The sequence below is a fragment of the Streptomyces sp. NPDC047841 genome (assembly GCF_040704085.1).
GTDB lineage: Bacteria > Actinomycetota > Actinomycetes > Streptomycetales > Streptomycetaceae > Streptomyces > Streptomyces argyrophylli.
This window is the reverse complement of record NZ_JBEYRP010000005.1, coordinates 92,739-119,218: the sequence shown is the minus strand read 5'-3', so window position 1 is coordinate 119,218 and position 26,480 is coordinate 92,739. Positions and strand designations below refer to the sequence as shown.

16 protein-coding genes and 2 pseudogenes are annotated in these 26,480 nt (G+C 73.6%); 13 read left to right on the top strand and 5 right to left on the bottom strand.

What is annotated here, in order from left to right:
• Positions 1–48 precede the first annotated feature (48 nt).
• The 3 genes from AB0947_RS09265 to AB0947_RS09255 all read left to right on the top strand — a co-directional run bounded on the left by AB0947_RS09265 (position 49) and on the right by AB0947_RS09255 (position 5,312).
• Positions 49–1,089: an SMI1/KNR4 family protein gene (locus AB0947_RS09265; protein WP_366749943.1), complete on the top strand. Its 1,041-nt coding sequence runs from the start codon at positions 49–51 to the stop codon at positions 1,087–1,089.
• 10 nt (positions 1,090–1,099) lie between these two features.
• The gene (locus tag AB0947_RS09260) at positions 1,100–4,171 is read left to right on the top strand and encodes an SUKH-4 family immunity protein (protein ID WP_366749672.1); all 3,072 of its coding nucleotides are present in this window, start codon (positions 1,100–1,102) and stop codon (positions 4,169–4,171) included.
• A 268-nt stretch (positions 4,172–4,439) separates the two neighbouring features.
• The gene (locus AB0947_RS09255; protein WP_366749942.1) at positions 4,440–5,312 is read left to right on the top strand and encodes a DivIVA domain-containing protein; all 873 of its coding nucleotides are present in this window, start codon (positions 4,440–4,442) and stop codon (positions 5,310–5,312) included.
• A 19-nt stretch (positions 5,313–5,331) separates the two neighbouring features.
• On the opposite strand, the gene AB0947_RS09250 is transcribed toward AB0947_RS09255, so the two are convergent.
• From AB0947_RS09250 to AB0947_RS09240, 3 genes are all read right to left on the bottom strand, one after another.
• On the bottom strand, positions 5,332–6,966 hold the full coding sequence (locus tag AB0947_RS09250) for a cation acetate symporter (RefSeq protein ID WP_366749671.1): 1,635 nt from the start codon (positions 6,964–6,966) through the stop codon (positions 5,332–5,334).
• Positions 6,963–7,406 (bottom strand): DUF485 domain-containing protein, encoded by a 444-nt coding sequence (locus AB0947_RS09245; protein WP_366749670.1) that lies wholly within the window; start codon positions 7,404–7,406, stop codon positions 6,963–6,965. Before AB0947_RS09245 ends, AB0947_RS09250 begins: the two co-directional genes overlap by 4 nt.
• Positions 7,407–7,595: 189 nt before the next feature.
• The gene (locus AB0947_RS09240; protein WP_366749669.1) at positions 7,596–9,092 is read right to left on the bottom strand and encodes an MFS transporter; all 1,497 of its coding nucleotides are present in this window, start codon (positions 9,090–9,092) and stop codon (positions 7,596–7,598) included.
• A gap of 445 nt (positions 9,093–9,537) precedes the next feature.
• On the opposite strand from AB0947_RS09240, the gene AB0947_RS09235 reads away from it, so the two are divergent.
• From AB0947_RS09235 to AB0947_RS09210, 6 genes and pseudogenes are all read left to right on the top strand, one after another.
• On the top strand, positions 9,538–10,326 hold the full coding sequence (locus AB0947_RS09235) for an ABC transporter ATP-binding protein (RefSeq protein WP_366749668.1): 789 nt from the start codon (positions 9,538–9,540) through the stop codon (positions 10,324–10,326).
• The gene (locus AB0947_RS09230) at positions 10,323–12,896 is read left to right on the top strand and encodes an FtsX-like permease family protein (protein ID WP_366749667.1); all 2,574 of its coding nucleotides are present in this window, start codon (positions 10,323–10,325) and stop codon (positions 12,894–12,896) included. The genes AB0947_RS09235 and AB0947_RS09230 overlap by 4 nt, the downstream gene beginning before the upstream one ends.
• A 237-nt stretch (positions 12,897–13,133) precedes the next feature.
• The gene (gene mfd / locus AB0947_RS09225) at positions 13,134–16,676 is read left to right on the top strand and encodes a transcription-repair coupling factor (RefSeq protein ID WP_366749666.1); all 3,543 of its coding nucleotides are present in this window, start codon (positions 13,134–13,136) and stop codon (positions 16,674–16,676) included.
• 28 nt (positions 16,677–16,704) lie between these two features.
• A pseudogene (locus tag AB0947_RS09220) lies at positions 16,705–16,926 on the top strand (MerR family transcriptional regulator); the annotation flags it as partial.
• A 260-nt stretch (positions 16,927–17,186) separates the two neighbouring features.
• Positions 17,187–17,909, top strand: coding sequence for an HNH endonuclease family protein (locus tag AB0947_RS09215; protein WP_366749665.1), 723 nt, complete (start codon positions 17,187–17,189; stop codon positions 17,907–17,909).
• A 99-nt stretch (positions 17,910–18,008) separates the two neighbouring features.
• Positions 18,009–18,752: an N-acetyltransferase gene (locus AB0947_RS09210; protein WP_366749664.1), complete on the top strand. Its 744-nt coding sequence runs from the start codon at positions 18,009–18,011 to the stop codon at positions 18,750–18,752.
• A 70-nt stretch (positions 18,753–18,822) separates the two neighbouring features.
• Here AB0947_RS09210 and AB0947_RS09205 read toward each other — a convergent pair whose 3' ends face one another.
• A complete protein-coding gene (locus AB0947_RS09205) occupies positions 18,823–19,575 on the bottom strand; it encodes a hypothetical protein (RefSeq protein ID WP_366749663.1) in 753 nt (250 codons plus the stop codon).
• Positions 19,576–19,688: 113 nt separating this feature from the next.
• Positions 19,689–20,396: a hypothetical protein gene (locus AB0947_RS09200; protein ID WP_366749662.1), complete on the bottom strand. Its 708-nt coding sequence runs from the start codon at positions 20,394–20,396 to the stop codon at positions 19,689–19,691.
• Positions 20,397–20,584: 188 nt separating this feature from the next.
• Between AB0947_RS09200 and AB0947_RS09195 the strand changes: the two genes are divergently transcribed.
• From AB0947_RS09195 to AB0947_RS09180, 4 genes and pseudogenes are all read left to right on the top strand, one after another.
• Positions 20,585–22,957: an N-6 DNA methylase gene (locus tag AB0947_RS09195; protein ID WP_366749661.1), complete on the top strand. Its 2,373-nt coding sequence runs from the start codon at positions 20,585–20,587 to the stop codon at positions 22,955–22,957.
• Positions 22,958–23,190: 233 nt separating this feature from the next.
• Complete coding sequence (locus AB0947_RS09190) at positions 23,191–23,841, top strand: hypothetical protein (protein ID WP_366749660.1); 651 nt, start codon at positions 23,191–23,193, stop codon at positions 23,839–23,841.
• Positions 23,842–23,858: 17 nt separating this feature from the next.
• On the top strand, positions 23,859–25,373 hold the full coding sequence (locus AB0947_RS09185; protein WP_366749941.1) for a serine/threonine-protein kinase: 1,515 nt from the start codon (positions 23,859–23,861) through the stop codon (positions 25,371–25,373).
• Between the two features lie 153 nt (positions 25,374–25,526).
• Positions 25,527–26,354, top strand: a pseudogene (locus AB0947_RS09180) (glycoside hydrolase domain-containing protein).
• Positions 26,355–26,480: the final 126 nt, after the last annotated feature.

Sequence of the window (26,480 nt, the reverse complement as noted above, 5' to 3'; positions counted from 1 at the left end):
TCGACACCGCCGTTCAGGCCAGAGAGAACGCCGCAGGGGGCAACCGCCATGACGACAGGTCGGCTCGGGCTGGGTGTGCCGCCCAGCGGCCAGGCCGGTGGGCAAGCCGCGCCGCCGAACGCGGCCTACGCCGGGCAGGTCGTGCATTTTCCGGATCCGGTGCGGGCGGCACGTCACCCGAGAGGGGTACGGGTCGATGAGCGGGGTTACCCGGATTTCTCGCCGTACGCGCGCGTGGCGGTGGAGATCGCCGAGCCGCCGGAGGGGTTCGGGGTCGACGAGTTGCGGCTGACGGACTGCGTGTCGGCGAACGCGGCGCTGGCGGCGGCGGGGCACGAGTTGTGGGACACGGTGCCGGATGTGGCGACGCCGCACGGCTGGACGTGGCATCACGTGGCGGGTACGCGGCGGCTGGAGCTGGTGCCGGTCGAGGTGAAGGCGTTGCTGCGGCATCACGGTGGGGTGGCGACGGCGCCGGTGGACCACGGCAAGCGGGGTACGCGGCCGTTGCAGGAGTCGCGGCCGGCGCACTTCGGGCTGCCGAAGTCGGGCGTGGCGGTGACGGAGGCGCAGGTGCAGGGGGTCGAGGAGGACCTCGGTTACCGGTTGCCGGGCGCCTACCGCTCGTTCCTGAAGGCGGCGGGCGGGTGCGCGCCGGTCGGCACGGCGCTGGACGCCGGGTGGGGGCTGCTGCTGGACCAGCCGTTCTTCACGGTGCGGGACGAGGCCGCGGTCAATGACCTGGTGTACGTGAACAAGTGCCTGCGTGACCATCTGACGAAGGACTACCTCGGTGTGGCCTTCGTGCAGGGCGGGCTGCTCGCGGTGAAGGTGAGGGGCGAGCGGGTCGGTTCGGTGTGGTTCTGCGCGTATGACGACGTGCGGGACGTGGATCCGTCGTGGTCGCCGGAGGAGCGGGTGGAGCGGTTGCTGCTGCCGTGCGGTGACGACTTCGACGCGTTCCTGTCCCGGTTGGCGGGCAGTCCGCCGGAGTTGGAGACGGTGGCCCGTCTGATGGTGGACGGCGGTTTCGCCCGTGTCGTGCCGGTGGCTTCCGGCTCGGCGTCGTCCGGCCCGGTGGGGGAGTGAGCGGCGAGCGATGGTGACGTACGCGCAGGCGCAGGAGCGCGCCGAGGAGTGGATCAACGGCGACGTGCCCGCGTACCAGCACCGTGAGGTGCGGGTGCGGGAGTTCGAGCTGGGGTTCGTGGTGTGGGGCGAGGACCGGGCGGAGGGTCCGCGTTCGGACGCGGGCGGGCAGCGGCTGGTCATCGCGCGGGACAGCGGGGAGGCGACGCTGTGGCCCGCGCTGCCGGTGGGTGAGGTGATCCGCCGGTACGAGGAGGAGTACGGCCGTGCGGACGGGCCGCGGGAGGCGGTGCCGGCGCCCGCGGCCGCGCGGTTGGACCTGAACCAGACGTCGTTCCTGCTGACGCCTCCGGAGTGGTTGCAGGAGGCGGCGGACAAGCTGGGGCTGGGGGAGCGGCGCGCGGAGGGGGCGGATGTGCCGGGTCCGGCCGCGCAGGCGTCCGCCGACGGTGGGTCGGCTCCGGTTGCCGGTGCGGCTGCCGGCGGGGGTACGGCGGGTGGTACGGCGTCCGGTGCGGCGGCTTCGTCCGGCGGGAGCGGGCCGGCCGGGACGCGGGCCGGGGTGCCCACGGGAGCGGACGTGCCCGTGGGGGCCACGCCGTGGGCCGGTACCGACACGAACGCCGGGCCCGGTGAGGACGACCGTTCGGTGCCGCTGCCCGCGACGGTGTTCGCGCCGCCGCTGGGCGACGCGGACGAGGCGCCGCGTCCGCCGGCGGTGGCGCCGGACGCGCCGACCGCGCTGATGTCGGGCGGCAGCCAGCTGCCGCCGACGGCCGTCGCGCCGGCGCTCGATCTGCCGGGTGTGCAGGGCGGCGCACCGGGGGCCGCCGTCCCGCCGGGTGCGCCGGGCGTCGGCCAGGGCAGCGTGCCCCCGCCGCCGCCGGGCACGCCGGCGTACGGTCATCCGCACGTTCCGCCGGCGCAGGGCACGCCCCCGGCGGACGTACCGCCCTATCCGCCGGCGCAAAGCACCCCGCCCGCCCCGCCCGCCGGTCCGGCGGGCGCCCCGGCGTACGGCTATCCGCAGGGGTCCGGGGCTCCGGGGTACGGCTATCCGCCGGCGCCGGGCGGCGCGCCGCAGGTGCCGCAGTCTCCGGCGGCCCCGGGTGGGCCCGAGCGGCGGCTCGCGCCGAACGCGGGGGAGATCGCGGACGCCGCGACGAGCAAGGCGGCGCCGCCGAAGAAGGGGCGCGGTGGGGCCGGCGCGCCGCCTCCGCCGCCTGGCGCCCCGGGTACGCCGGGCGCGCGCCCGGGGAGCGCGGCGGCGCCGCCCCCGCCGGTGGGCGGTTACGTGCCGACGCGGCTGGTGCCGGCGGTCGGGACGGAGGGCCCCGAGGCGCAGGACGGACCGGGGAACGCGGGCGGGACGCAGCCGCCGGGCGGTGCGCACCACGCGGCCACGGTCCTGGCCGGCCCGAGCCGACCGAACGGACCGGCACCGCAGTCGCCGGGCGCGCCGGGTGCCCCGGGTGCCTCGGGCATGCCGGACCCGGCCGGCGGCCCTGCGGCTCCTGGCGGTCCGAGTGCGCCGCAGCCGCCCGGTGCGCCGGGTGGGCAGGGCGTCCCGGGCGGCCCGACTGCGTCCGGTGCCCCGGCGGCTCCGGGCGCCCCCGGCATGCCGGGCGCCCCGGGCGGCGCGCCGAACGTGCCGGGAACCCCCGGCGCGCCCGGCGCGCCCGGCGCGCCCCAGCCTCCGGCCGCTCCGGGCCGTCCCGCCGCTCCCGGCTTCCCGCAGCCGCCGAACGCGCCCGGAACCCCCGGAACGCCCTCCGCTCACGGTGCCGTGCACCACGCGGAGACCGTGCTGGCCGCTCCGCCGGTGGCCGGACCGGGCGTGCCCCCGCCGCCGGTACCCGGTGCTCCCGGCATGCCGGGCGCCCCGGGCCTGCCCATGCCGCCCGGCGTCCCGGGCGTGCCCCCGGCACCGGGTGCCTCCGCCATGCCGCCCGGCGCCCAGCCGCCCCCGCCCCCCGGCGCCCCGGGCACCCCCGGGATGCCCCCCGCCGCTCCCGTCGCGCAGCCCCCCGTGCCTCCGGGTGCCATGCCGCCGCCGGGTGGTCCCATGCCTGGGCAGGCAGCCGCGTACGGGTATCCGCAGCAGGGGCGGCCGACGGTCGGTCCCGGTTATCAGGCCGTGCTGCGGTACCGCGCGCAGGACGGGTCCGAGCAGCAGTTGATCCGGCGTTCGGCGCCGGGGACGCCGCACCCGGAGTGGCAGATCTTCCACGAGCTGCGGGCCATGAACGTGCCGCCGGACCAGGTGCTCGAGCTGCACACGGAGCTGGAGTCGTGCGAGCTGCCGGGGGCGTACTGCGCGCGGATGATCCGGGAGCAGTGGCCGCAGGCGAGGATCGCGAGCATCGCGCCGTACGGCACGGACCAGGCGAGCCGGCAGCAGGGCATGCGGCAGTTGCTGGCGCACCAGGGCGAGTTGCACCAGGTGGCGGACGGTCCCGCTCGGCCGGCGCCGGTGCGGGCGCCGCTGCCGCCGGTGCAGGCCGCGCCGCCGGTGCCCCCGGAGGGGATCGCGCAGGAGCTGGCCGGGGCGTTCGGCCCGGGTGTCTTCCGGTTCGAGCAGCAGGCGGTGTCCCGGCAGGGCGTGCCGCCGATCGTGGCGCACACGCTGGTCGTGGCGGGGCTGCCGCTGGACATGGGGCCGTTCTTCTGGGCGCAGGCGCAGCCGGGCCGGCCGGTGCCGACGCTGGCGGAGCTGGCGGCGGAGCGCGGGGTGCGGCCGGCGGCGGACGCGGGGTCGTACCTCGTCATGGGCACGGACTTCGGCAAGGCGGTCTGTGTGCAGTACGGGACGGCGAACATCGTGGCCGTGCCGGTGGAGGCGGGGCCGGGCGGTGCGCCGGTGCCGCCGCAGTTCGTGAACACCGGGCTGCCGGAGTTCACCCGGTGCCTGGCGCTGCTGGGGCGGATGTGGCGGCTCAGGTACGGGCTGAACCAGGAGCAGGCGGGCCGCTGGACCGTCGACTTCCAGGCGCAGCTGGCCGCCCTCGACCCGGCGGCGCTCGGTTCGCCGGAGAGCTGGTGGTCGGTGCTGCTGGAGCAGATGTGGGACGGGTTGCTGTAGCCCGGCCGTAGCCCGGTCGCCGGGTGTGATCCTTCGGGCCCCGCACGCGCAACGCGTGCGGGGCCCGGCGCGTTGTGCGTGCGAGCGTCGGCGCGTGTCCGTGCGGACGCCGGTGCGTGTCCGTGAGGGGGCCGTTCGGGGCGTTGGCGTGACGTGTCTGCGGAGTGTCGCGTTATGAACCGTTACTTCCCATCCATCAAGATATGCACGAAATCATCCTGTCATGCAGGTCCGGTGGAGAGGGGTCCCCAGGGTGAGCAGCGCATCGATGCCACCGCACGGCTTCGCGACCGTTCGGGGGCGTGGCTACCGACCCGACCAGGTCGAGGCGTTCCTGGAGGCGCTGTCCGAGGACCGGGACGCCGCCTGGGAGCGCGCCGCCCGGCTGACCGTGCTGGCCAAGGACATGGGGGCGGAGGCCGCGCTGCTGCGCGAGACCGTCGCCGAGCTCCGGCCGCAGACGTACGAGACGCTCGGGGAAGGTGCCCGCAAGCTGTACCAGTGCGTGCTCGACGAGGCGGCGGACCTGCTGGAACGCACCCGGCGCGAGGCCGCGGAGGAGGTCGCGCGGGCCGAGGCGGACGCCGAGCGCGTCCTGCGGGAGGCGCGGGAGGCGGCGGACGAGGTCCGCGCGGAGGCCGACGAACGCGCCCGCCAGTGGCTCCTCGCCGTGGAGACCGAGGCCGAGGGCATCCGCGTAGCCGCCCGGCGCGCGATGAAGTCGGGGCGCATGGAGTCGCTCGCGGAGTTGCGTGAGGCGCGCCGGCGCACCGAGGGCATGCTCGCCGAGCAGTCCCAGAAGCACGCCGCGCGCTGGGCCCGGGCCGAGCGGGAGGAGGCCGATCGGCTGGCGGAGCTGGATGCCGGGTACGCCGAGCGGACGAGCCGGGCCGAGGCCGAGCTGGCCGAGGCCGAGCGTGACCTGGCGGCGGCCGAGGAGTACGAGCGCCGTTCCCCGGAGGAGGCGAGCGCGCGGGCCGCGGAGGTCATCGCCGAGGCGCGTGCGCAGGAGGAGCGCATCGCCGGGGAGACGGAACGGGTGCTGCGCGAGCACGGCGAGCTGTGGGACGAGATGCAGGCGCACATGGACTCCGTGCGCGAGACCCTCGTCTCGCTGACCGGCAGGGTGGTCCTGGAGTAGCCGCGGGCCGGCGCTTTCGTCACCTTCCCTTGCGTACCGCTCCCGCCAGGATCCAGCCCTCCACGGCCTCGTACTGGTGCCGCTGCCGTTCCGCCTTCGCGCGGCCCGACAGCACCGTGCCGAGCCAGCCGAAGAGGAAGCCGGCCGGGATGGAGACGATGCCGGTGGTGGTGAACGGGAACCAGTTGAAGTCGGCGCCGGGGAAGGCGGAGACGGGTGATCCGGAGACGAGGTTGGTGCCCGGCATGAGCAGCAGCACGGTCAGCGAGCCCCCGATCAGCGTGCCCAGCAGTCCGCCGCGGGTGTAGCGGCGCCAGAACAGGCTGTAGACCAGGGCGGGGGCGAGGGCGGAGGCGCCCAGGCAGAAGGAGAGCGTGACCAGGGGCTGCAGGCTGTGGTGCTGCACCAGGGTGGCGAGCAGGATCGTCGGCACGCCCGTGGCGAGCGCCGAGACGCGGGCCAGGGTCATCTCGCGGCGGGCCGGCATCTCCGACACCCGGGCGGCGAACACGTCGTGCGCGAGGGAGTTGGCGCAGGCGAGGATCATTCCGGCCACGGAGGCGAGCAGGGTCAGGAAGAGCGCGGTGGTGACCAGGGTGAACAGGAGGCTCTCCGCCGTCGACACGTCGGCGCCGAACACCGCGCGCGAGCCCATCAGGTACGCCGTGTTGCCCTGCGGGTCGGCCGTGGCGATCGCCGTACGCCCGAGCAGGGCCGTGGCGCCGAACCCGACCACCGTGATGACGAGGACGAACAGGGCGACGAGGGAGACCGCCCAGGACATCGAGCGGCGCACCTGGCGGGCGCTGGAGGCGGTGTACATGCGCATGGTGATGTGCGGCAGGCAGGCGCCGCCGAGGACGACGGTCAGCTGTGAGGCGATCATGTCGACGCGGCCCGTGGGTGTGGTGCCGAACTCCAGCCCGGAGCGCAGGAAGTGCGGCCCGGCGCCGCTCTGCCGTGCGGCGGCGGTGAACAGGGCGCCCGGGTCCCAGTCGAAGCGGCGCAGGACCAGGAGGGCGACCACGGCGCCGGAGCCGACCAGCAGCACGATCTTCAGGATCTGGATGAGCGCGGTGCCCTTCATGCCGCCGATCGCCGCGTAGGCGATCATGAGCAGGCCGAGTCCCACGACGCACCCGGTCTTCAGGGACTCGTTGGTGAAGCCGAGGATGAAGGCCATCAGCTGCCCGGTCCCGGCCAGTTGGACGAGCATCAGCGGCAGCAGCGCGGCGATGGTCACCGCGCAGGCCGTGATCCGTACGCAGCGTCCCGGCAGCCGGCGGGCGAGGGCGTCGCCCATGGTGAACCGGCCCGCGTTGCGCAGGGGTTCGGCCAGCAGGAACATCAGCAGCATCAGCGACAGGGCCGTGCTGAGGGCGAGGACGACACCGTCGTAGCCGCACAGGGCGATCACCCCGCCGGTGCCGAGGACGGTGGCGGCGGAGACGTAGTCGCCGGCGATGGCGAGGCCGTTGCGCAGCGGGGACAGGGAGCCGTAGCCGGTGTAGAACTCGTCCAGGTCGTCGCGGTCGGGGCCGGTCATCACGCACAGCAGCAGGGTCACGGTGGCGGCGGTGGAGAAGGCCACCAGGGACATGGTCTGCGCGGAGTCGCTGAAGCCGGTGGACGCCGCACCGGCGGCGGCCGTCATCGGGCCGCTCCGCGCCGCGCGTCGAGTTCGGCGTGCCTGCGGATGCGGTCGGCGAGCGGATCGACGTACCGGCGCGCGGTGTGCTCGTACAGGGCGATCGCCAGCCAGGTGACGGGGAGTTGCAGCAGGGCGAGCAGCAGCCCGGCGGGGATGCCGTCGGCGACCGTGCGGGTCATGACGCCGGGCGCGTACGCGGACAGGACGAGGAACAGCGTGAAGTAGCCCAGCGCGGTGAGCGTGGCGGTGCGCCGCTGCCAGCGGTAGGCGCCGCGCAGCAGGCGCAGGTCGCTGTGGCGGCCGAGGGGCGCGCGCGGCGCCCGGCGGACCGGACGCTCCGGTCCGGGCGGCGCGGGCGGCTGCCAGGGGTAGGTCGGCCGCGCCGGGTACGACGGCTCGTGCGGGTGCGGTGAGTACGACGGGTGCGGCGGGTCGTAGGACATCCCGGGGCTCCTTGCGCGGCTCGGGTCCGTGGCGGCGGACCGCAGGGAGGTGGGGGAGCTGAGCCACGCACGCTACTCGCGCGTCCCGGGCCGCGCGGCGTTTTCACCAAACTGGCCGGTCGGTATGCGCTTACCCCCGGGAGGACGGGCGCGCCACCTGGGGCGTCACCCGCGTCAACCCGCCCGGGTTCAGTCCTGGAGCACCGGGAACCGGCGGGGCGCCACCACCAGCAGCACCACGAAGGCCAGGGCCGCCGCGACCGCCGCGCCCAGGTAGACCGCGTGGACCGCTTCGGCGATGGCCCGCCGGGTCGCCTCGTGAGCCGTACCGTCGTCCAGCGCGCGCGTGACGGAGTCCAGGTCGCCCGCCCCGCCGAGCCGCGCGGCCAGCACGCCGTTGGCGACGGCGCCGAACAGGGAGGCGCCCAGGGTCTGGCCGGTCTGCCGGCAGAACAGCACCGACGCCGTCGTGGTGCCCCGCTCCGACCAGCCCACGGTCGACTGCACCCCGACGATCAGCGGCAGCTGGAACAGCCCCAGCGCCCCGCCCAGCAGCAGCATCAGCAGCGTCGGCTGCCACCACGACCCCGGATACGGCAGGAACGGGAACGCGAAAAGGATCAGCGCCGCCAGGCCGATGCCGAGCAGCGCGGTGTCCCGGAAGCCGATCCGCCGGTAGACGTGCTGGCTCAGCGCGGCCGACACCGGCCAGCTCAGCGTCCACACCGACAGCACGAACCCGGCGGCCACCGGCGCGAGCCCCAGCACCGACTGCGCGTACGTCGGCAGGAACACGCTCGGCGCCACCATCAGCAGCCCCAGCGCGCCCAGCGCCAGGTTGACGGCCGCGATCGTCCGGCGCCGCCACACCCAGCCCGGGATGATGGGCGCCGCGGCCCGCCGCTCCACCCACACCACCACGGCGACCAGCAGCAGGCCCGTGCCGGACAGGGCCAGCGACGGCGCCGACAGCCACGGCCACGCCACCCCGCCCTGCACCAGCGCGGTCAGCAGCACCCCGCCGCACGCGAACACCGCGAGCGCGCCGGCCCAGTCCACGCGCGCGGGGCGGGCCTGCTCCCGCTCCGGCTCGTGCAGGTGACGGACGATCAGCCACAGGGCGGCGGCGCCGATCGGCAGGTTCACCAGGAAGATCCAGCGCCAGTCGGCGTAGGCGGCGAGCACCCCGCCGAGCCCGGGACCGGCGACCGCGGAGACCGCCCACACCGTGGAGAGCTTGGACTGGATCTTCGGGCGCTCCGCCAGCGGGTACAGATCGGCGGCCAGCGTCTGCACCGTGCCCTGCAGCGCCCCGCCGCCCAGGCCCTGCACGATCCGGAACGCGATCAGCGCCCCCATGTTCCAGGCCGCCGCGCACAGCAGCGAGCCGAGCAGGAACACGGCCGCGCCCACCACCAGCACCGGCTTGCGGCCGAAGGTGTCGGACAGCTTGCCGTACACGGGCAGCGTCACGGTGACGGCGAGCAGGTAGCCGGAGAACAGCCACGAGAAGACGGAGAACCCGCCGAGGTCGCCGACGATCTGCGGTACGGCCGTGGAGACGACGGTGGAGTCGAGTGCGGCCAGTGCCATCGCCAGCATGAGCGCGGCGACCACCGCGCCCCGCCGCCGGGTGTCCTGCCGCCGGCCGGCTCCGCCGCGCACCGCCGGTGTCGTCCTCCCCACCGCGCACCCCTCCCGTGGTCCCTGTCGGACGCTACCCCGTGCCCCCTGCACGTACCACCGGGACGACAGCTTCCCACGGCGGGCCGGGCCTGAGCCCGACGCGGCCAAAGGGTGGAGGCTTCGCGCACCGACGGGTGGAGGGCACCCCGAGAACGGCTCCACCCGGCGGTGGAGCACCCCTAGGGGTTCCTCCGTACTACGGCTCGGGGAGGGTTCGTCCCGGCGGAGGACGAGACCGGCCGGGGGCGTTCCCTAACCTGGCTGTACGCCGCTGGGGGGCGGCGGACCGCACCGGCGGGGGTGGGGATTACCCCCGGGAAAGACGGGGCTCCGCACCAGCGCGCGGCACCCCCGCCGACCGCGAGACTCATCGACGTAACCCAGGACGACGCCCGGAACACCGGGACATCGACCACGACCTGTCAACCGACATAGGAGACATACCGTGACATCGGCTGTGACCATTCCCAGGCACGGGGGCACTGGAGGGCGTACGGCCGTTGCCGCGCGGGCGCGGCAGGTCGTGAAGGCGTACGGGTCGGGCGAGACCCGTGTCGTCGCCCTGGACCACGTCGACGTGGACATCGCCCGCGGCCAGTTCACCGCGATCATGGGCCCCTCCGGGTCCGGCAAGTCCACCCTGATGCACTGCCTCGCCGGCCTGGACACCGTGACGAGCGGTCAGATCTACCTGGACGAGACCGAGATCACCGGCCTGAAGGACAAGAAGCTCACCCAGCTGCGCCGGGACCGGATCGGCTTCATCTTCCAGGCGTTCAACCTGCTGCCGACGCTGAACGCGATCGAGAACATCACGCTGCCCATGGACATCGCCGGCCGCAAGCCCGACCGGGCCTGGCTGGACCGCGTGGTGGAGACCGTCGGGCTCGCCGGGCGCCTCAAGCACCGCCCCACCCAGCTCTCCGGCGGCCAGCAGCAGCGCGTCGCCGTGGCCCGCGCGCTCGCCGCCCGCCCGGAGATCATCTTCGGGGACGAGCCGACCGGAAACCTCGACTCGCGCGCGGGAGCCGAAGTCCTGGGCTTCCTGCGCCGCTCGGTGGACGAACTCGGCCAGACCATCGTCATGGTCACCCACGACCCCGTGGCCGCCTCCTACGCCGACCGCGTGCTCTACCTCGCCGACGGCCGGATCGTCGACGAGATGTACCAGCCGACGGCCGAGCAGGTCCTGGACCGCATGAAGGACTTCGACGCCCGGGGGCGCACGTCATGACCGTGCTGAAGACCTCGATGCGCAACTTCCTCGCGCACAAGGGCCGCATGGCGCTGTCGGCGATCGCGGTCCTGCTGTCGGTGGCGTTCGTGTGCGGCACGCTCGTGTTCACCGACACCATGAACACCACCTTCGACAAGCTCTTCCAGGCCACGTCCTCGGACGTCCAGGTCAGCGCCAAGGGCTCCTCCGACACCGGGCAGACCACCTCCCGCACCGGCAAGCCGCCCGTGCTGCCCGCCTCCGTGGTCGCCAAGGTCCGCGGGGCCCGGGGGGTGCGGTCGGCCGAGGGCACGGTGTTCTCCACCGCGGTCACCGTCATCGACGCCGGCAAGGACAAGCTGTCGCCCACCAGCGGCGCCCCCACCATCGTCGGCAGCTGGAACGGCAACGACGCCCGCACCATGGAGATCACCTCCGGTACCGCGCCCAAGGGACCGGACCAGGTGATGGTCGACGCCGACACCGCCGGCAAGCACCACCTGAAGCTCGGCGACGAGATCAGCGTGATCACGGCCGTCGGCACGCACCACGCGCGCGTGTCCGGCATCGCCGCCTTCAAGGTCACCAACCCCGGTGCGGCAATCTTCTACCTGGACACGAAGACCGCCCAGCAGACCCTCGTCGGCCGGACCGGCGTCTACACCGACGTCAACGTCATGGCCGCCAAGGGCGCGCGGCTGAAGGAGAACGTCACCGCCGTCCTCGGGCACGGCTACAAGGTGCAGACCGCCAAGGAGGTCGCCGACGCCAACCAGAAGGACGTCCAGAGCTTCCTGAACGTCATGAAGTACGCGATGCTCGGCTTCGCCGGGATCGCCTTCCTCGTCGGCATCTTCCTGATCATCAACACCTTCTCCATGCTGGTCGCCCAGCGCACCCGCGAGATCGGCCTGCTGCGCGCCATCGGCTCCTCCCGCAAGCAGGTCAACCGGTCCGTGCTGCTCGAGGCGCTGCTGCTCGGCGTCCTCGGCTCGGTGCTCGGCGTCGGCGCGGGCGTCGGCATCGCGATCGGCCTGATGGAACTCATGGGCCAGATCGGCATGAACCTGTCCACCGACGACCTCACCGTCGCCTGGACCACCCCCGCCATCGGCCTGCTCCTCGGCGTGGTCGTCACCGTCCTCGCCGCCTACCTGCCCGCCCGGCGCGCCGGCAAAGTCTCCCCGATGGCCGCCCTGCGCGACGCGGGCGCCCCGGCCGACGCCAAGGCCGGTGCCGTCCGGGCCGTGACCGGCCTGCTCCTGACCGCCGCCGGCGGCTGGTGCCTGTACACCGCCGCCACCGCCGACCAGGCCAAGACCGGCTCGGGCTGGCTGGGCCTGGGCGTGGTGGCCACGCTCATCGGCTTCGTCGTCATCGGCCCGCTGCTCGCCGCCGGACTGGTCCGCGTCCTCGGCGCGGTCATCCTGCGGGTCTTCGGACCCGTGGGCCGCATGGCCGAGCGCAACGCGCTGCGCAACCCGCGCCGCACCGGCGCCACCGGCGCCGCCCTGATGATCGGCCTCGCCCTGGTGGCCTGCCTGTCGGTGGTCGGCTCCTCGATGGTGGCCTCGGCCACCGACCAGCTGGACAAGACCGTGGGCACCGACTTCATCATCCAGGGCGAGCAGGAGTACAACCTGATCAAGCCCCAGATGGTGCAGAAGATCAAGGACACGCCCGGCCTGGAGCGGGTCACCGAGTACAAGCTCCTGGACGCCTCCCTGACCACACCGGACGGCCGGGTCTCCAAGAAGGAGACCATCAACGCGGCCGACGCGACCTACGTCCAGGACCTGCGCACCAAGACCGTCGCCGGTGACCTCGCCGACGCCTACAAGCCCGACTCGATGTCCGTCTTCGAGGGCTTCGCCAAGGACCACGGCATCAAGCTCGGCTCCACGGTCGCCGTCCACTTCGAGGACGGCCGCACCGCGAAACTGACCGTCCGGGCGATCACCAGCGACGAGGTCGTCGTCGACAAGGGCGCCATGTACGTCTCCATCGCCACCGCCGCCAGGTACGTCCCGGCCGGCCGCATGCCCCTCGACCAGCTCATGTTCGCCACCGCCAAGGACGGGCAGGAAGCCGCCGCCTACAAGGCGCTGAAGTCGGTGGTGCGCGACGACCCGGCGCTGACCGTGCGCGACCAGACCGACTACAAGCAGGCGCTGAAGGACCAGATCGGCCAGCTGCTGAACATGATCTACGGCCTGCTGGCCCTCGCGATCATCGTCGCGGTCCTCGGTGTGGTGAACACCCTGGCCCTGTCGGTGGTCGAGCGGACCCGGGAGATCGGCCTCATGCGGGCCATCGGTCTCTCCCGCCGCCAGCTGCGCCGCATGATCCGCCTGGAGTCCGTGGTGATCGCCGTCTTCGGCGCCCTGCTCGGCCTGGGGCTCGGCATGGGCTGGGGCGCGACCGCCCAGAAGCTCCTCGCCCTGGAGGGCCTGAAGGTCCTGGAGATCCCCTGGCCGACGATCACCGGCGTCTTCGTCGGCTCGGCCTTCGTGGGCCTGTTCGCCGCGCTGATCCCGGCGTTCCGCGCGGGCCGCATGAACGTCCTGAACGCCATCGCGACCGATTAGCAGCCCAGCCGGAAGGGCTGGGCCGACGGCCACCGCACACGGGGGTTGCGGCGGGCGGACCCGGTGCCGGGAGTCCTGCGGGACTTCCCCGGCACCGGGTTTCCGCGCTGTGCGCCGGCCCGGGGTTGTCCACAGCCCCCCGCACCTCCGCCCCCGCCGTCGTACGCTGGACAGCCCCGGCCCGTCACACGAGTCGGGCCCTTCGTGTTGCCGACCCCCTGGACGGAAAGCCCCTCCATGAGCCTGCACGGTCTGCTCGACGCCGTAGTCAAGGACCCCGCCCTCGCGGAAGCGATCAGGGCGGCGGCGGACGGCAACCGCCCGCACGTCGACCTGGTCGGCCCCCCGGCCGCCCGGCCCTTCGCCATCGCCGCCCTGGCCCGTGAGGCCGGCCGCCCGGTGCTGGCGGTCACCGCGACCGGCCGGGAGGCCGAGGACCTCGCCGCCGCCCTGCGCTCCCTGCTGCCCGAACAGGGCGTCGCGGAGTACCCCTCCTGGGAGACCCTCCCGCACGAGCGGCTCAGCCCCCGCAGCGACACCGTCGGCCGCCGCCTCGCCGTCCTGCGCCGCCTCGCCCACCCCCGCCCCGACGACCCCGAGACCGGCCCGGTCTCCGTCGTCGTCGCCCCCGTGCGCTCCGTCCTCCAGCCGCAGGTCAAGGGCCTCGGCGACCTGGAACCGGTGGCGCTGCGGACCGGCCAGAGCGCCGACCTGGACGACGTCGTCGAAGCCCTCGCGGCCGCCGCCTACGCGCGCGTGGAGCTGGTCGAGAAGCGCGGCGAGTTCGCCGTACGCGGCGGCATCCTGGACGTCTTCCCGCCCACCGAGGAACACCCCCTGCGCATCGAGTTCTGGGGCGACGACGTCGAGGAGATCCGCTACTTCAAGGTCGCCGACCAGCGCTCCCTCGAAGTCGCCGAGCACGGCCTGTGGGCGCCCCCCTGCCGCGAGCTGCTGCTCACCGACGACGTCCGCGCCCGCGCGCGTGCCCTCGCCGAGGAACACCCGGAACTGGGTGAACTCCTGAACAAGATCGCCGAGGGCATCGCGGTCGAGGGCATGGAGTCCCTGGCCCCGGTCCTCGTGGACGACATGGAGCTGCTGCTCGACGTCCTGCCCGAGGGCGCCATGGCCGTCGTCTGCGACCCGGAGCGGGTCCGCACCCGCGCCGCCGACCTCGTCGCCACCAGCCAGGAGTTCCTCCAGGCGTCCTGGGCGGCCACCGCCGGCGGCGGCGAGGCCCCGATCGACGTCGGCGCGGCCTCCCTGCGGTCCATCGCCGACGTCCGCGACCGCGCGCGCGAGCTGGACATGATGTGGTGGTCGGTGTCCCCGTTCGCCGCCGACGAGGAATTCGCCGCTGACGCGGCGGGCGACACCCTCAAGCTCGGCATGCACGCCCCCGAGACCTACCGCGGCGACACCGCGCGGGCCCTCGCCGACACCAAGGGCTGGCTCGCCGACGGCTGGCGCGCGGTGTTCGTCACCGAGGGCCACGGCCCGGCCGCCCGCACGGCGGAGGTCCTCGGCGGCGAGGGCATCGCCGCCCGCCTCGACAACGACCTCGGCGAGCTCAGCCCCTCCGTGGTGCACGTCTCCTGCGGGTCGATCGAGTACGGCTTCGTGGACCCGGCGCTCCGACTCGCCGTGCTCACCGAGACCGACCTGTCCGGGCAGCGCACCGCCACCCGCGACGGCGCCCGGATGCCGGCCCGCCGCCGCAAGACCATCGACCCGCTCACCCTGGAGCCGGGCGACTACATCGTCCACGAGCAGCACGGCGTGGGCCGCTACATCGAGATGGTGCAGCGCACCGTCCAGGGCGCCACCCGCGAGTACCTGGTCGTGGAGTACGCGCCCGCCAAGCGCGGCCAGCCCGGCGACCGGCTGTACATCCCGACCGACCAGCTGGAGCAGATCACCAAGTACGTCGGCGGCGAGGCACCCACCCTGCACCGCCTCGGCGGCGCCGACTGGACGAAGACCAAGGCGCGCGCGAAGAAGGCCGTCAAGGAGATCGCCGCCGACCTGATCAAGCTCTACAGCGCCCGCATGGCCGCCCCCGGCCACGCCTTCGGCACCGACACCCCCTGGCAGCGCGAGCTGGAGGACGCCTTCCCGTACGCGGAGACCCCGGACCAGCTCACCACCATCGCCGAGGTCAAGGAGGACATGGAGAAGTCGGTCCCCATGGACCGCCTGGTCTGCGGCGACGTCGGCTACGGCAAGACCGAGATCGCGGTCCGGGCCGCCTTCAAGGCCGTGCAGGACGGCAAGCAGGTCGCCGTCCTCGTCCCCACGACCCTGCTGGTGCAGCAGCACTTCGGCACGTTCTCCGAGCGGTACGGACAGTTCCCGGTGAAGGTGCGGGCCCTGTCCCGCTTCCAGACCGACACCGAGGCCAAGGCCGTCCTGGAAGGGCTGAAAGACGGCTCCGTGGACGTCGTCATCGGCACCCACCGCCTGTTCTCCTCGGAGACCAAGTTCAAGGACCTGGGCCTGGTCATCGTCGACGAGGAGCAGCGCTTCGGCGTCGAGCACAAGGAGCAGCTGAAGAAGCTCCGCGCCAACGTCGACGTGCTGACCATGTCCGCCACCCCGATCCCGCGCACCCTGGAGATGGCGGTCACCGGCATCCGCGAGATGTCCACGATCACCACGCCGCCGGAGGAGCGCCACCCGGTGCTCACCTTCGTCGGGCCCTACGAGGAGAAGCAGATCGGCGCCGCCATCCGCCGCGAACTGCTGCGCGAGGGCCAGGTCTTCTACATCCACAACCGTGTCGAGTCCATCGACCGCGCCGCCGCCAGACTCCGCGACATCGTCCCCGAGGCCCGCATCGCGACCGCCCACGGCCAGATGTCGGAGTCCGCGCTGGAGCAGGTGGTCGTCGACTTCTGGGAGAAGAAGTTCGACGTCCTCGTCTCGACCACGATCGTCGAGTCCGGCATCGACATCTCCAACGCCAACACGCTGATCGTGGAGCGCGGCGACACCTTCGGCCTGTCCCAGCTGCACCAGCTGCGCGGCCGCGTCGGCCGGGGCCGCGAGCGCGGCTACGCCTACTTCCTGTACCCGCCGGAGAAGCCGCTGACGGAGACCGCGCACGAGCGCCTGGCCACCATCGCCCAGCACACCGAGATGGGCGCCGGCATGTACGTCGCGATGAAGGACCTGGAGATCCGCGGCGCCGGCAACCTGCTCGGCGGCGAGCAGTCCGGGCACATCGCGGGCGTCGGCTTCGACCTGTACGTCCGCATGGTCGGCGAGGCCGTCGCGGACTACCGGCGCCAGCTGGAGACGGGCGGGATCGAGGAGGAGGCCCCGCTCGAGGTCAAGATCGAGCTGCCGGTCGACGCGCACGTCCCGCACGACTACGCGCCCGGCGAGCGGCTGCGCCTCCAGGCGTACCGTTCGATCGCCTCGGCCAACTCCGAGGAGGACATCAAGGCCGTCCGCGAGGAACTCACCGACCGTTACGGCAAGCTGCCCGAGCCGGTGGAGAACCTGCTGCTGGTCGCCGGGCTGCGGATGCTCGCGCGCGCGTGCGGCGTCGGCGAGGTCGTCCTCCAGGGCACCAACATCCGCTTCGCGCCGGTGGAACTGCGCGAGTCGCAGGAGCTGCGGCTCAAGCGGCTCTACCCGGGCACGGTCATCAAGCCCACCGCCCACCAGGTGCTGGTCCCGCGCCCGAAGACCGCGAAGGTGGGCGGCAAGCCGCTGGTCGGCCGCGAACTGCTGGCCTGGGTCGGCGAGTTCCTCACCTCGGTCCTGGGGTGACGGCGGACGTACGGGGGCGGGGCCGCGCGTGCGGATCGGTGAGCCGGCCGAGGCCACCGGGACGGCACCGCGCGCCCTGCGCCACCAAGAGCAGCAGGGCCTGATCACGTCCGTGCGTGCGGCCAACGGCTACCGCGCGTACGCCACCGGTACGGCCGTCCGGGTCCGCGGCATCCGCCGGCTGCCGGAGGCGGGCCGCACCATGGACGACGTACGGGCGTTCCTGTCCTGTCTGGACGGCGACGGTACGGGGGCCGGCGGGTCGGCTGTTCTCGTTGCTCTTCTCGGTCACACGGGGATCGCCGGACCCTGACCCAGTGACAAGGTCAAACCCGGCCGGGGGCGCGCGGACGGCAACGGCCCGTCACCTTCTCCCACTAGCACCCGGTTTGCTCCCCGGCGGCCCCTTTGCGCTGGCATCTGGCGGGCCACAGCGGGCAGTTACGGTGGTGAGCGGAACGATCCGCCCGCGCCTGCGGGGCGGACCAGGGTGAGGGAGGGAGACGCACTGTGACGCGTCCGAGGGGCGGAGCGGCCATCGCCGTGGCGGTGCTGGTCGCCGTGGCCGGCTGCACGGCCGAGCAGACCGAGGGGGCCTCCGGGCCCGCGAAGAGCGGAAGCGGAACCGGAGGCGCGGCCCTGGCCGCCGTCGACTCGCTGACCGTCAAGGGACGCGCGCCGAAGACCGGTTACTCCCGGGAGCGGTTCGGCACCGCCTGGGCGGACACCGACTCCAACTCCTGCGACACCCGCGACGACATCCTCAAACGCGACCTGAAGCAGGCGCGGTTCACCGGCGGCCACTGCAAGGTCTTCTACGGGCTGCTGGACCCCGACCCCTACTCCGGCAAGGACATCACCTACCGGCGCGGTCGCAGCCAGGTCGACATCGACCACCTCGTCGCCCTCTCCGACGCCTGGCAGAAGGGCGCCAAGTACTGGGACGCCAGCAAGCGCATAGCGCTGGCCAACGATCCCCTGAACCTCCTCGCGGTCGATGCCGGCACCAACCGCGGCAAGGGCGACGGCGACGCGGCCACCTGGCTGCCGCCGGACAAGTCCTACCGGTGCGCCTATGTCGCCGCCCAGGTCGCGGTCAAGAAGAAGTACGGCCTGTGGGTCACCGCCGCCGAGCGGAGCGCCATGAGGAAGGTCCTCGCCGGCTGCCCCGGCCAGAAGCTCCCCACCGGCGGCACCCCCACCAAGGCACCCGAGCGCTTCCGGGCCCGGTGACCCGCGCCCGGTGACCCGCACGGGCACCGGCCGCACCACCGTCCCGCCGCCGGGCAATTCGCCGTCCCGCCCGGGGCGGCACCGCCTACCGTGACCGCCATGGACATCAAGGTGAGCAGCCTCGCCGAGCGGCCCGACCGGCTCGGGGCGGTGCTCGGCATGGCCGACACCTGGCCCGAGTTCGTCACGCACGACCTGGTGGGCAACGCCCACTACGGCCGCGTCCCCACCGAACTGCCGGAGTACACCCTGTTCGCCGAGGACGCGGACGGCCGGGTCGTGGCCCACGCCTACAGCGTGCCCTTCGCCCTCGGCCTGGACGGCCGGCGCACCCTGCCGGCCCGGGGCTGGGACCAGGTCCTGGTGTGGGCCTTCGCCGACCTGCGCCACGGCACCCGCCCGGACACCGTCAGCGCCATCGCGGTCACCATCGCCCCGCACGCCCAGGGCCGGGGCCTGTCGTCCGTCATGCTCTCGGCGATGCGCGCCAACGCCCGCGCCCGCGGCTTCCGCGAGGTCGTCGCCCCCGTGCGCCCCAACGCCAAGCACCGCGAGCCGCGCACCCCGATCGCCGAGTACGCCCACCGGGTCCGCCCCGACGGGCTGCCCGCGGACCCCTGGCTGCGCGTGCACGCCCGGGCCGGCGCCGCCATCGACTCCATCGCGCCGGCCTCCATGACCGTGACCGGCTCGCTGGAGGAGTGGCGCCGCTGGACCGGGCTGCCCTTCGACACGGTGGGCGACGTCGAGGTGCCCGGCGCACTGGCCCCGGTCCGCTGCGAACCGGAGCACGGGTACGCCGTCTACACCGAGCCCAACGTATGGATGCGCCACCCCCTGTGACCCCGTGCCGGGCCGCCCCGCCCCCGGCACCGGCCGTTCCGGCGCGTCGGCCGCCACGGTGCGTCGGCTGTTACAGCGCGTCCAGGTCGACGATCTCGCCCGTGGGCTTCTTCGCGGGCACCGGCTTGCCGTAGTCGAGGAACGACAGGTGCTCCGGCTCCTTCCCGCCGGACACGCTGTCGACCCGCAGCAGGTACGGCTTGCCCTCGGTCGCCACGTACGCCGTGTAGCGCTCCTTGCCGTCCTTCTCGTGCAGGGTGATCGCGGGCGTGCCGTCGACCTGCGTCGTCTTCCCGCGGGTGGTGCCCGCCGTGCCGCCGCCGCTCATGTCGCCGAGGACCGAGTCCAGGTCGCAGAAGCTCGCGATGTCCTTGGCGTCCTGGCCCTTCACGGCCATCTTGGTCCACTTCCCGGCCAGCATGTCCACGGCCGCCTGCGTGTCCTCCTTGGACTCGCCCTCGCTCTGGGCGCGCAGGAACGCCTCGTCGTACTTCATGTAGACGGTGCTGCCCGTCTTGATCAGGTCGGCCTTGCCCTGCCCGCTCATGCGCATCGTGCCGGCGCACTGGCCGTCGTGGTCGATCGCCATGTCGATGTCGATGACGCCCTTGCTCTCGTCGTCGGTGACCCGGCCCTTCAGCCGCACGGACGAGGCGCCCGTGGTGGCCTTCATTGCGCGGTCGGCGATCTGACCGCCGCTCAGCCCGGCGAACGGGCCCTTCGGCTTGCTGTCCGCCGAGTCCTGCCCCGGCTGGCAGCCGGTGGTGAGTCCCGCCGTGGCCGCGGCGGCGAGACAGAGGGCGGCGAGTGCGGTACGACGCATGACTGTTTCCTTGTTGAGAGAAGTAGGTGCTGAGAAGTAGGTGCTGAGAGGTGGGGGGTGAGAAGTGGGGGGTAGGAGAGTGCCGCGCGAGAAGTGGGGCGTGCGCGGACGGGTCAGGCCTTCTTCCAGGTGCCGCAGTCGTTCGTCTTGAAGTAGGCGTCCGACGGGCTGATGGTGACGACGGCCGTACCGGTGACGTTGTTGTTCGCGATGATCGAGTCCAGCCCGTGGCCGGCGTCCTTCGTACGCTCCCAGTAGCAGGAGTCGTCGGCGTTGCCGGTCGACCTGTAGGTGCCCGGCGCGATGTCCGTGCCGACCTTGAACATGCCCCCGTCCCCGTCCATCGAGGAGGCGGGCGTGCCCTTCGCCTTCGGGTCCACGGCCTCCCAGTCCTCGCAGCCGCTGGACTTGAACAGCTTGTCGGTGGCCTTGACGGTCACGTAACTGGTCCCGCTGACATTGTCGTTGGCGAGCAGGGAGTCCAGTTCGCCGGAGGCGTCCTTGGCGCGCTCCCAGTAGCACATGCCGTCGTCGTTACCGGTCGTGCGGTACGTCCCCGGCTTCACGTCGGTACCGACCCGGTACTCGCCGTCGCCCCCGAAGGCGGCCTTCTTCTCGGGCTTCGCCTCGGACTTCCCGGCTCCCTCCGAGCCCTTCCCGGCACCGGACTTGTGCTCGGCCGACGCCGAGGCCCCCTTGTCCCCACCGCCGGAACCACCGTCCTTGCCGTTGCTGCTGTCGCTGCCGGCGTTGGCGGACACGGCGCCGATGACGACGATCCCCACGACGGCACCGAGCGCGACCTTGGCCTTCATCCCCATGGCGAACCCCTCCCCAGACGTTGCGGCCTCCCCCTCCGGTGGCCGCTCGTTCGCTGGGTCAATAAGACCAGAGCCTGTGAACCGAGTCAACACGGTTCACAGATCGAGTGCATTACACGCCGTGAACCGCCATCCCTTGTGTACGTCGGTATGCTCGGTGCTCACACGGGACGAGGGGAGCGGGGCCGGTGCAGGACAACGCGACAGAGGTGACCGCCGCCGGTATCGCGCGGCTGGCCGGGGTGGGCCGCGCCGCCGTCAGCAACTGGCGCCGCCGGCACGCCGACTTCCCGAAACCGGTGGGCGGCACCGAGACCAGCCCGTCCTTCGCGCTCACCGAGGTCGAGGCCTGGCTGCGCAAGCAGGGAAAACTCGCCGAGGTGCCGTTGCGCGAACGTGTCTGGCAGCAACTCGCCGGGCACCCGGAAGGACCGCTGCCGGCCCTGGTGCAGACCGGCTGTGTGCTGCTGCTGATCCACGAGCGGCCCACCGTCTGGCTCGACGCGAGCGCGGGCTCCGACGCCCGGCTGGCCGCGATCCTGTCCGGGGCGCTGGACCAGGTGCTGATCCCGCGTCTCGGGGGACCGTCGGGACGGGCGGGGCGCCGGGCGCGGGGCGCGGCCGCGGCCGGGGCTGTCGGCGCCGGGGGTGTGAACGCGGGTGGTGACGCTGTCGGTGTGAACGCCGCCGTCGATGCCGCCGGTGTGCACACCGGCGCCGAGGCCGGCCGTGTGAACCCCGCTCTCACGCCCCCGGCCGTGAACACCTCACCGACGCCACCGCCTGTGAACACTCCACAGACGCCACAGCCCGTGAACCCCCAGTCGGTTCCGCACACCGCGGGGACCGTTCACACCGCCCCGGCAACCGCTCCGATCGCCCAAGTGGCCACAGCAACCTCAGGCACCTCAGGCACCTCAGGCACCTCAGCCGCCCCGGCCCTACGCACTCCCACCGGCCCCCAACTCCTCCTCTCCGCCCCCCTCCTGCGCGGTGCCGCCGAACTGGCCGCCGAGATGGGGGCACGGCAGGCGTTCGAGTTCCTGCTTGGCCGGCACCTGGACGCCAACCCCCGCCAGTACACGCTCACCCCGGCCGAACTCGCCGGTCTCATGGCCGACCTGGCCGGCCCGGCCCGCACCGTCCTCGACCCCGCCTGTGGCACCGGGGCCCTGCTGCGCGCCGTGGCCACCCGCCCCGGCCAGGAGCTGTACGCCCAGGACAGCGCCCCCGAACTGGCCGCGATCAGCGCGCTGCGGCTCGCGCTGCACGGCCGGGCCACCGTGCGCGCCGCCGCCGGTGACACCCTGCGCGCCGACGCGCACCCCGCTCTGCGCGCCGACGTCGTCCTGTGCCATCCGCCGTTCAACGAGCGCAACTGGGGTCACGACGAACTCGCCTACGACCCCCGCTGGGAGTACGGCTTCCCGGCCCGCACCGAGTCCGAACTGGCCTGGGTGCAGCACGCGCTGGCCCGGCTGACCGACGGCGGCACCGCCGTGCTGCTCATGCCGCCGGCCGCCGCGTCCCGCCGTTCCGGGCGCCGGATCCGCGCCGATCTGCTGCGCCGGGGCGCGCTGCGGGCCGTGGTCGCGCTGCCGGTCGGGGCGGCACCGCCGTACAACATCCCGCTGCACCTGTGGGTGCTGCGCCGGCCCGACCGGGCGCCGGCGACGCCGGAGGTGCTGCTCGTGGACACCGGGAGGTTCGCCGGTGAGGGGCGGGGCGGTCCGGACTGGGACGCGGTGCGAAAGGCCGTGACGGACGCCTGGGGCGCCTTCACGCGCACGGGGCGGCCGGCGGAGCGGCCGGGGCTCGCCCGTTCGGTGCCGGTCATCGACCTCCTGGACGACGACGTGGACCTGGCTCCCGCCCGCCATCTGCCGCCGGCCGCGGTGGCCGACGGCGCGGAGCAGCTCACGCGGGTGCGTGAGCGCCTGGGCGCCACCCTGCGCCTGACCACCGACCTCACCCCGCCCCCGGCCGACCCGGCGCCGGCCGCCCGCTGGCCGCTGACCACGGTCGGTGAACTCGCGCGCGGGGGCGCGCTGGTGATGCGCACCGGCGGGAACGGCGGCCACGCGCGCGTGCCGGTGCTCACCGACCATGACGTGCTCGCCGGAACGGCGCCTTCGGGCACGCTCCCGGAGAGCGAGGAGGAGGCCGTACTGACCGAGCCGGGGGACGTCGTCGTACCGGTGGTCGGCGGGGGATCGGTGGCGCGCGTGGTCGACGAGGCGACCGGGGGCGCGGTCCTGGGGCGCAACCTCGTGCTGCTGCGCCCGGACCGGTCGGCCCTCGACCCGTGGTTCCTCGCCGGGTTCCTGCGGGGCACGGCCAACAACCGGCAGGCCAGCAGCTACGCCTCCACGGCGACCCGGCTGGACGTGCGCCGGCTCCAGCTGCCCCGGCTCCCGCTGGAGGAACAGCGGCGCTACGGCGGCCGGTTCCGCGCGCTGGACGAGTTCGAGCGGGCGCTCAGGCAGGCGAGCCGGCTCGGGGAACAGCTGGTGCGCGGGATGTACGACGGCCTGACGGACGGCACGGTCGCACCCGACTGAGCCCGGTCACCGAACGCGGGCCGGCCGAACGGTTCCGGCCGAACGGTTCCGGCCGGGCCCCGTGGAGCGGCCGGGCCCCGTGGAGCGGCCGGGACGCGTGAAGTGATCAGTGCGACAACGGTTCGGCACAACCCGGGACCCGTTGTCCGTGTCGGCCTATACGCTCGGACTCCGACCGGGACACCGTCCCGTCGGCGTCCGTCCCATCGGTCCCACTCGGCCCAGGAGCAGTCATGTACGGCCACGGCGCGGTGCCGCCTCCCCGCAGCGCGGGAAAGGTCATATCCCTGCGCGTGATGTTCGCGGCGGCCGGGGCGCTCACCTGCGGACTGCTGTCGTGCCTGCCCTTGTTCCGGCTGGCCTTCGTGCGGGGCCGCTGGTCCGACTGGCTGTGGGCCTGGCTGAGCCTGCCGCTGTCCATCACCGGGTTCGTGGTGGTCGGTGAAGTGCCGGAGGCGGACTGGCGCAGCGACGTCGCCCTGGGCCTGCTCATGCTCCTCGGCGTGGCGTCCGCGGTGTACTACCTGGTCGTGGACATCCGGCTGCACCAGCGGCAGCGGGTCGCCGGGTTCCCCCTCGCGCACGCCGTCACCCACGCCCCGCCCGTGCCCGGACCCTACGGTTTCGGGCACGCGGCGCCGCCGTACACCGCGCCCGTGCCGGCCCCGCAGCACCCCGTACCGCCCGCGCACCCCACGCCGGTGCCCCGGCCGCACACCCCGGTACCCGGGCCGCCGCACACGGGGGCCGTGCCCCCGGTCCCCGGGCCGCCCCAGCGCCCCGCGCCCGCCCGCATCGACCAGGTACGCGCGGAGCTGGACGAACTCAGCGACTACCTGCGCCGGCACGACGGACACGAGGGACTCGGCGAGGGCGGACGGTGACCGTGACGCCAGGACGCATGGTCGCCGGCCGGTACGAACTGTCCACGCTCATCGGGCAGGGCGGCATGGGCCAGGTCTGGACGGCGTACGACCGACGGCTCGACCGGCGTGTGGCGGTGAAGCTGCTGCGCCCGGACAAGGTGGCGGGCCAGGAGGCGGACGAACTGCGCCGCCGCTTCGTGCGCGAGTGCCGGGTGACCGCGCAGGTGGACCACCCCGGCCTGGTGACGGTGCACGACGCGGGCAGCGAGGGCGATGAGCTGTTCCTCGTCATGCAGTACATCGACGGCGCCGACCTCTCCGACCACCTCGCCGAGCACGACCCGTACCCGTGGCAGTGGACGGTCGCGGTGGCCGCGCAACTGTGCGCCGTGCTGAGCGCCGTGCACGCCGTGCCGATCGTGCACCGCGACCTCAAGCCGCGCAACGTGATGGTGAAGCAGGACGGCACGGTCACCGTCCTCGACCTGGGCGTGGCCTCGGTGATGGACACCGACACCACGCGCCTCACGCACACCGGCTCCCCGATCGGCTCGCCCGCCTACATGGCGCCGGAGCAGGCGATGGGCGGCGCGGTCGGCCCGTACACCGACCTGTACGCGCTCGGCGTGCTGATGCACGAACTGCTCAGCGGCGAGGTGCCGTTCGCGGGCTCCACCGCCCTGGGTGTGCTGCACCGGCACCTGTACGAGCCGCCGCTGCCCGTGCGCCGGATCCGCCCCGAGGTCCCCGAGGCGCTCGAGGGGCTGGTGCTGCGGCTGCTCGCCAAGGACCCGCAGCACCGGCCGGCGTCCGCGCAGGAGGTGTACGAGGCCCTGGCGCTGCTCCTGCCCGCGCGTGGGACGCCCACCGGAGCGCCCCTGGACCCCACGCGCCCCTTCCTGCGCCCGCACGCCCCCTGGCCGGACCGCGCACGGACCCCCGCGCCCCAGCCAGCGCCCGTCGCGCCGGCGCCGCCGGTGGCCGAGAAGCCCGATGTCGCCGCCGCCGTGGACGACGTCAAACGGCTGCTCGGCGAGGGCCGCATCACACAGGCCGTCGACATCCTCGGCGCGATCCTGCCGGCCGCCGCCGAGCAGCACGGCGAGCACTCACCGGTCGTACGCACCCTGCGCAAGCAGTACGCGGCCACGCTCATGGACGACGGCCAGTACCGGCGCGCACTGCCCGAACTGCGCCGGCTCGCCGACGAACGCGCCGCCGAGGCCGGCCAGGCCGACCCGCAGTCGCTGCGCTACCGCTACGAGGCCGCGCAGTGCCTGGAGCAGCTGGGCGAACCGGCGGCGGCACTCGCCGAGTACCGCGCGCTGCTGCCGTACTACGAGAACCAGTACGTCGCCGGGGACCCTCAGCTCGCCCACGAAGTGCGCCGCCGCATCGGCCATCTGCTGCTCGCCCTCGGCGACCGGCCGGCCGCCCACGACACCCTCGCCCGGCTCGTCCTGGACGTCGAGCGGCTGCACGGCCCCGGCCATCCGCTGGCCGCGGAGATCCGGCGGACCCTCCAGTGGCTGGGGCAGGTACGCGGGTAGCCGCGCGGAGACTTCGCCGGGTTCTGAGAGAATCCTGCGCACGCAAGGGGCTCGCGTTTCCCGGCGCCGGGCCCGGCGCCCGACACGTTTCGCTTCGTTTTCGCCAGGCACGCACGCGCGTCGACGCGCCGTGCGACGAGCAGGGGTGGGTTCATGGCAGGTCATCGGCAGTCGAAGAAGCACAGGTACCTCACCTGGGCGGTGGCCGGCGCGGCCGTCGTCACGGGGGCCGGGATCGCCGCCCAGACCTCCATGGCCGCCACCACCTGGCCGGCCCAGAAGACCTTCACGGGCCGGGCGTTCGACACCTGCACCACCCCCTCGCTGTCGGCCATGAAGGCCTGGCACACCGGCTTCTACGGCGCCGCCGCCGTCTACGTGGGCGGCAAGAACCGCGGCTGCGCCCAGCCCAACCTCACCGCCTCCTGGGTGAAGTCGGTCAACTCCCTCGGCTGGAAGCTCATCCCGATCTACGTCGGCGCCCAGCCGCCCTGCCAGACCGGCTCCAGCCCCGAGAAGCTGTCCGCCGCGACCGCGGCGTCCCTCGGCGTGACCGACGCCAAGGACGCGGTCGCCAAGGCGTCGGCGCTCGGCATGAAGGCGGGCAGCCCCGTCTACCTCGACATGGAGCCGTACGACGTCCAGAACAAGACGTGCAACGACGCCGTGCTCACGTACGTCCGCTCGTTCATGAAGACGCTGCGGTCCAAGACCTACCGCGGCGGTTACTACGGCTTCACCAGCTCCAGCGCCAAGGCCGTCGCCACCGCCAAGGACAAGACGGACCTGCCGGGCAACCTCTGGTACGCGCTGTAGGACAAGCAGAACACCACGACCGCGGACTGGCCGTGGGGCGCGACCCAGTACACGGGCCACAGCCGCGCCCACCAGTACATGGTGAACAGCAAGGAGGCGCACGGCGGCGTCACGCTGACCGTCGACCGGGACGCCTGGGACGCGCCCGTGGCCATCGTCGGCTGACCCGGCCGGCCCGGCGGCCCCTCGGGGGGCGGCGCGGCGGTGCCCGAAGCGCGCGCGAATCGTTGGTCGAATGGGTTGGCCGCAGCCTGCCCACTGCCTACCATCGATCACCGCAAGACTTTGTGC

Bases quoted from the DNA above. Each gene is read 5' to 3' on its own strand.
- AB0947_RS09245 (WP_366749670.1), bottom strand. From the start codon at position 7,406: ATGTCCTACGACCCGCCGCACCCGTCGTACTCACCGCACCCGCACGAG.
- AB0947_RS09185 (WP_366749941.1), top strand. From the start codon at position 23,859: ATGGTCGCCGGCCGGTACGAACTGTCCACGCTCATCGGGCAGGGCGGC.
- AB0947_RS09250 (WP_366749671.1), bottom strand. From the start codon at position 6,966: ATGACGGCCGCCGCCGGTGCGGCGTCCACCGGCTTCAGCGACTCCGCG.
- AB0947_RS09265 (WP_366749943.1), top strand. From the start codon at position 49: ATGACGACAGGTCGGCTCGGGCTGGGTGTGCCGCCCAGCGGCCAGGCC.
- AB0947_RS09205 (WP_366749663.1), bottom strand. From the start codon at position 19,575: ATGCGTCGTACCGCACTCGCCGCCCTCTGTCTCGCCGCCGCGGCCACG.
- AB0947_RS09255 (WP_366749942.1), top strand. From the start codon at position 4,440: ATGCCACCGCACGGCTTCGCGACCGTTCGGGGGCGTGGCTACCGACCC.
- AB0947_RS09230 (WP_366749667.1), top strand. From the start codon at position 10,323: ATGACCGTGCTGAAGACCTCGATGCGCAACTTCCTCGCGCACAAGGGC.
- AB0947_RS09190 (WP_366749660.1), top strand. From the start codon at position 23,191: ATGTACGGCCACGGCGCGGTGCCGCCTCCCCGCAGCGCGGGAAAGGTC.
- AB0947_RS09210 (WP_366749664.1), top strand. From the start codon at position 18,009: ATGGACATCAAGGTGAGCAGCCTCGCCGAGCGGCCCGACCGGCTCGGG.
- mfd (WP_366749666.1), top strand. From the start codon at position 13,134: ATGAGCCTGCACGGTCTGCTCGACGCCGTAGTCAAGGACCCCGCCCTC.
- AB0947_RS09200 (WP_366749662.1), bottom strand. From the start codon at position 20,396: ATGGGGATGAAGGCCAAGGTCGCGCTCGGTGCCGTCGTGGGGATCGTC.
- AB0947_RS09260 (WP_366749672.1), top strand. From the start codon at position 1,100: ATGGTGACGTACGCGCAGGCGCAGGAGCGCGCCGAGGAGTGGATCAAC.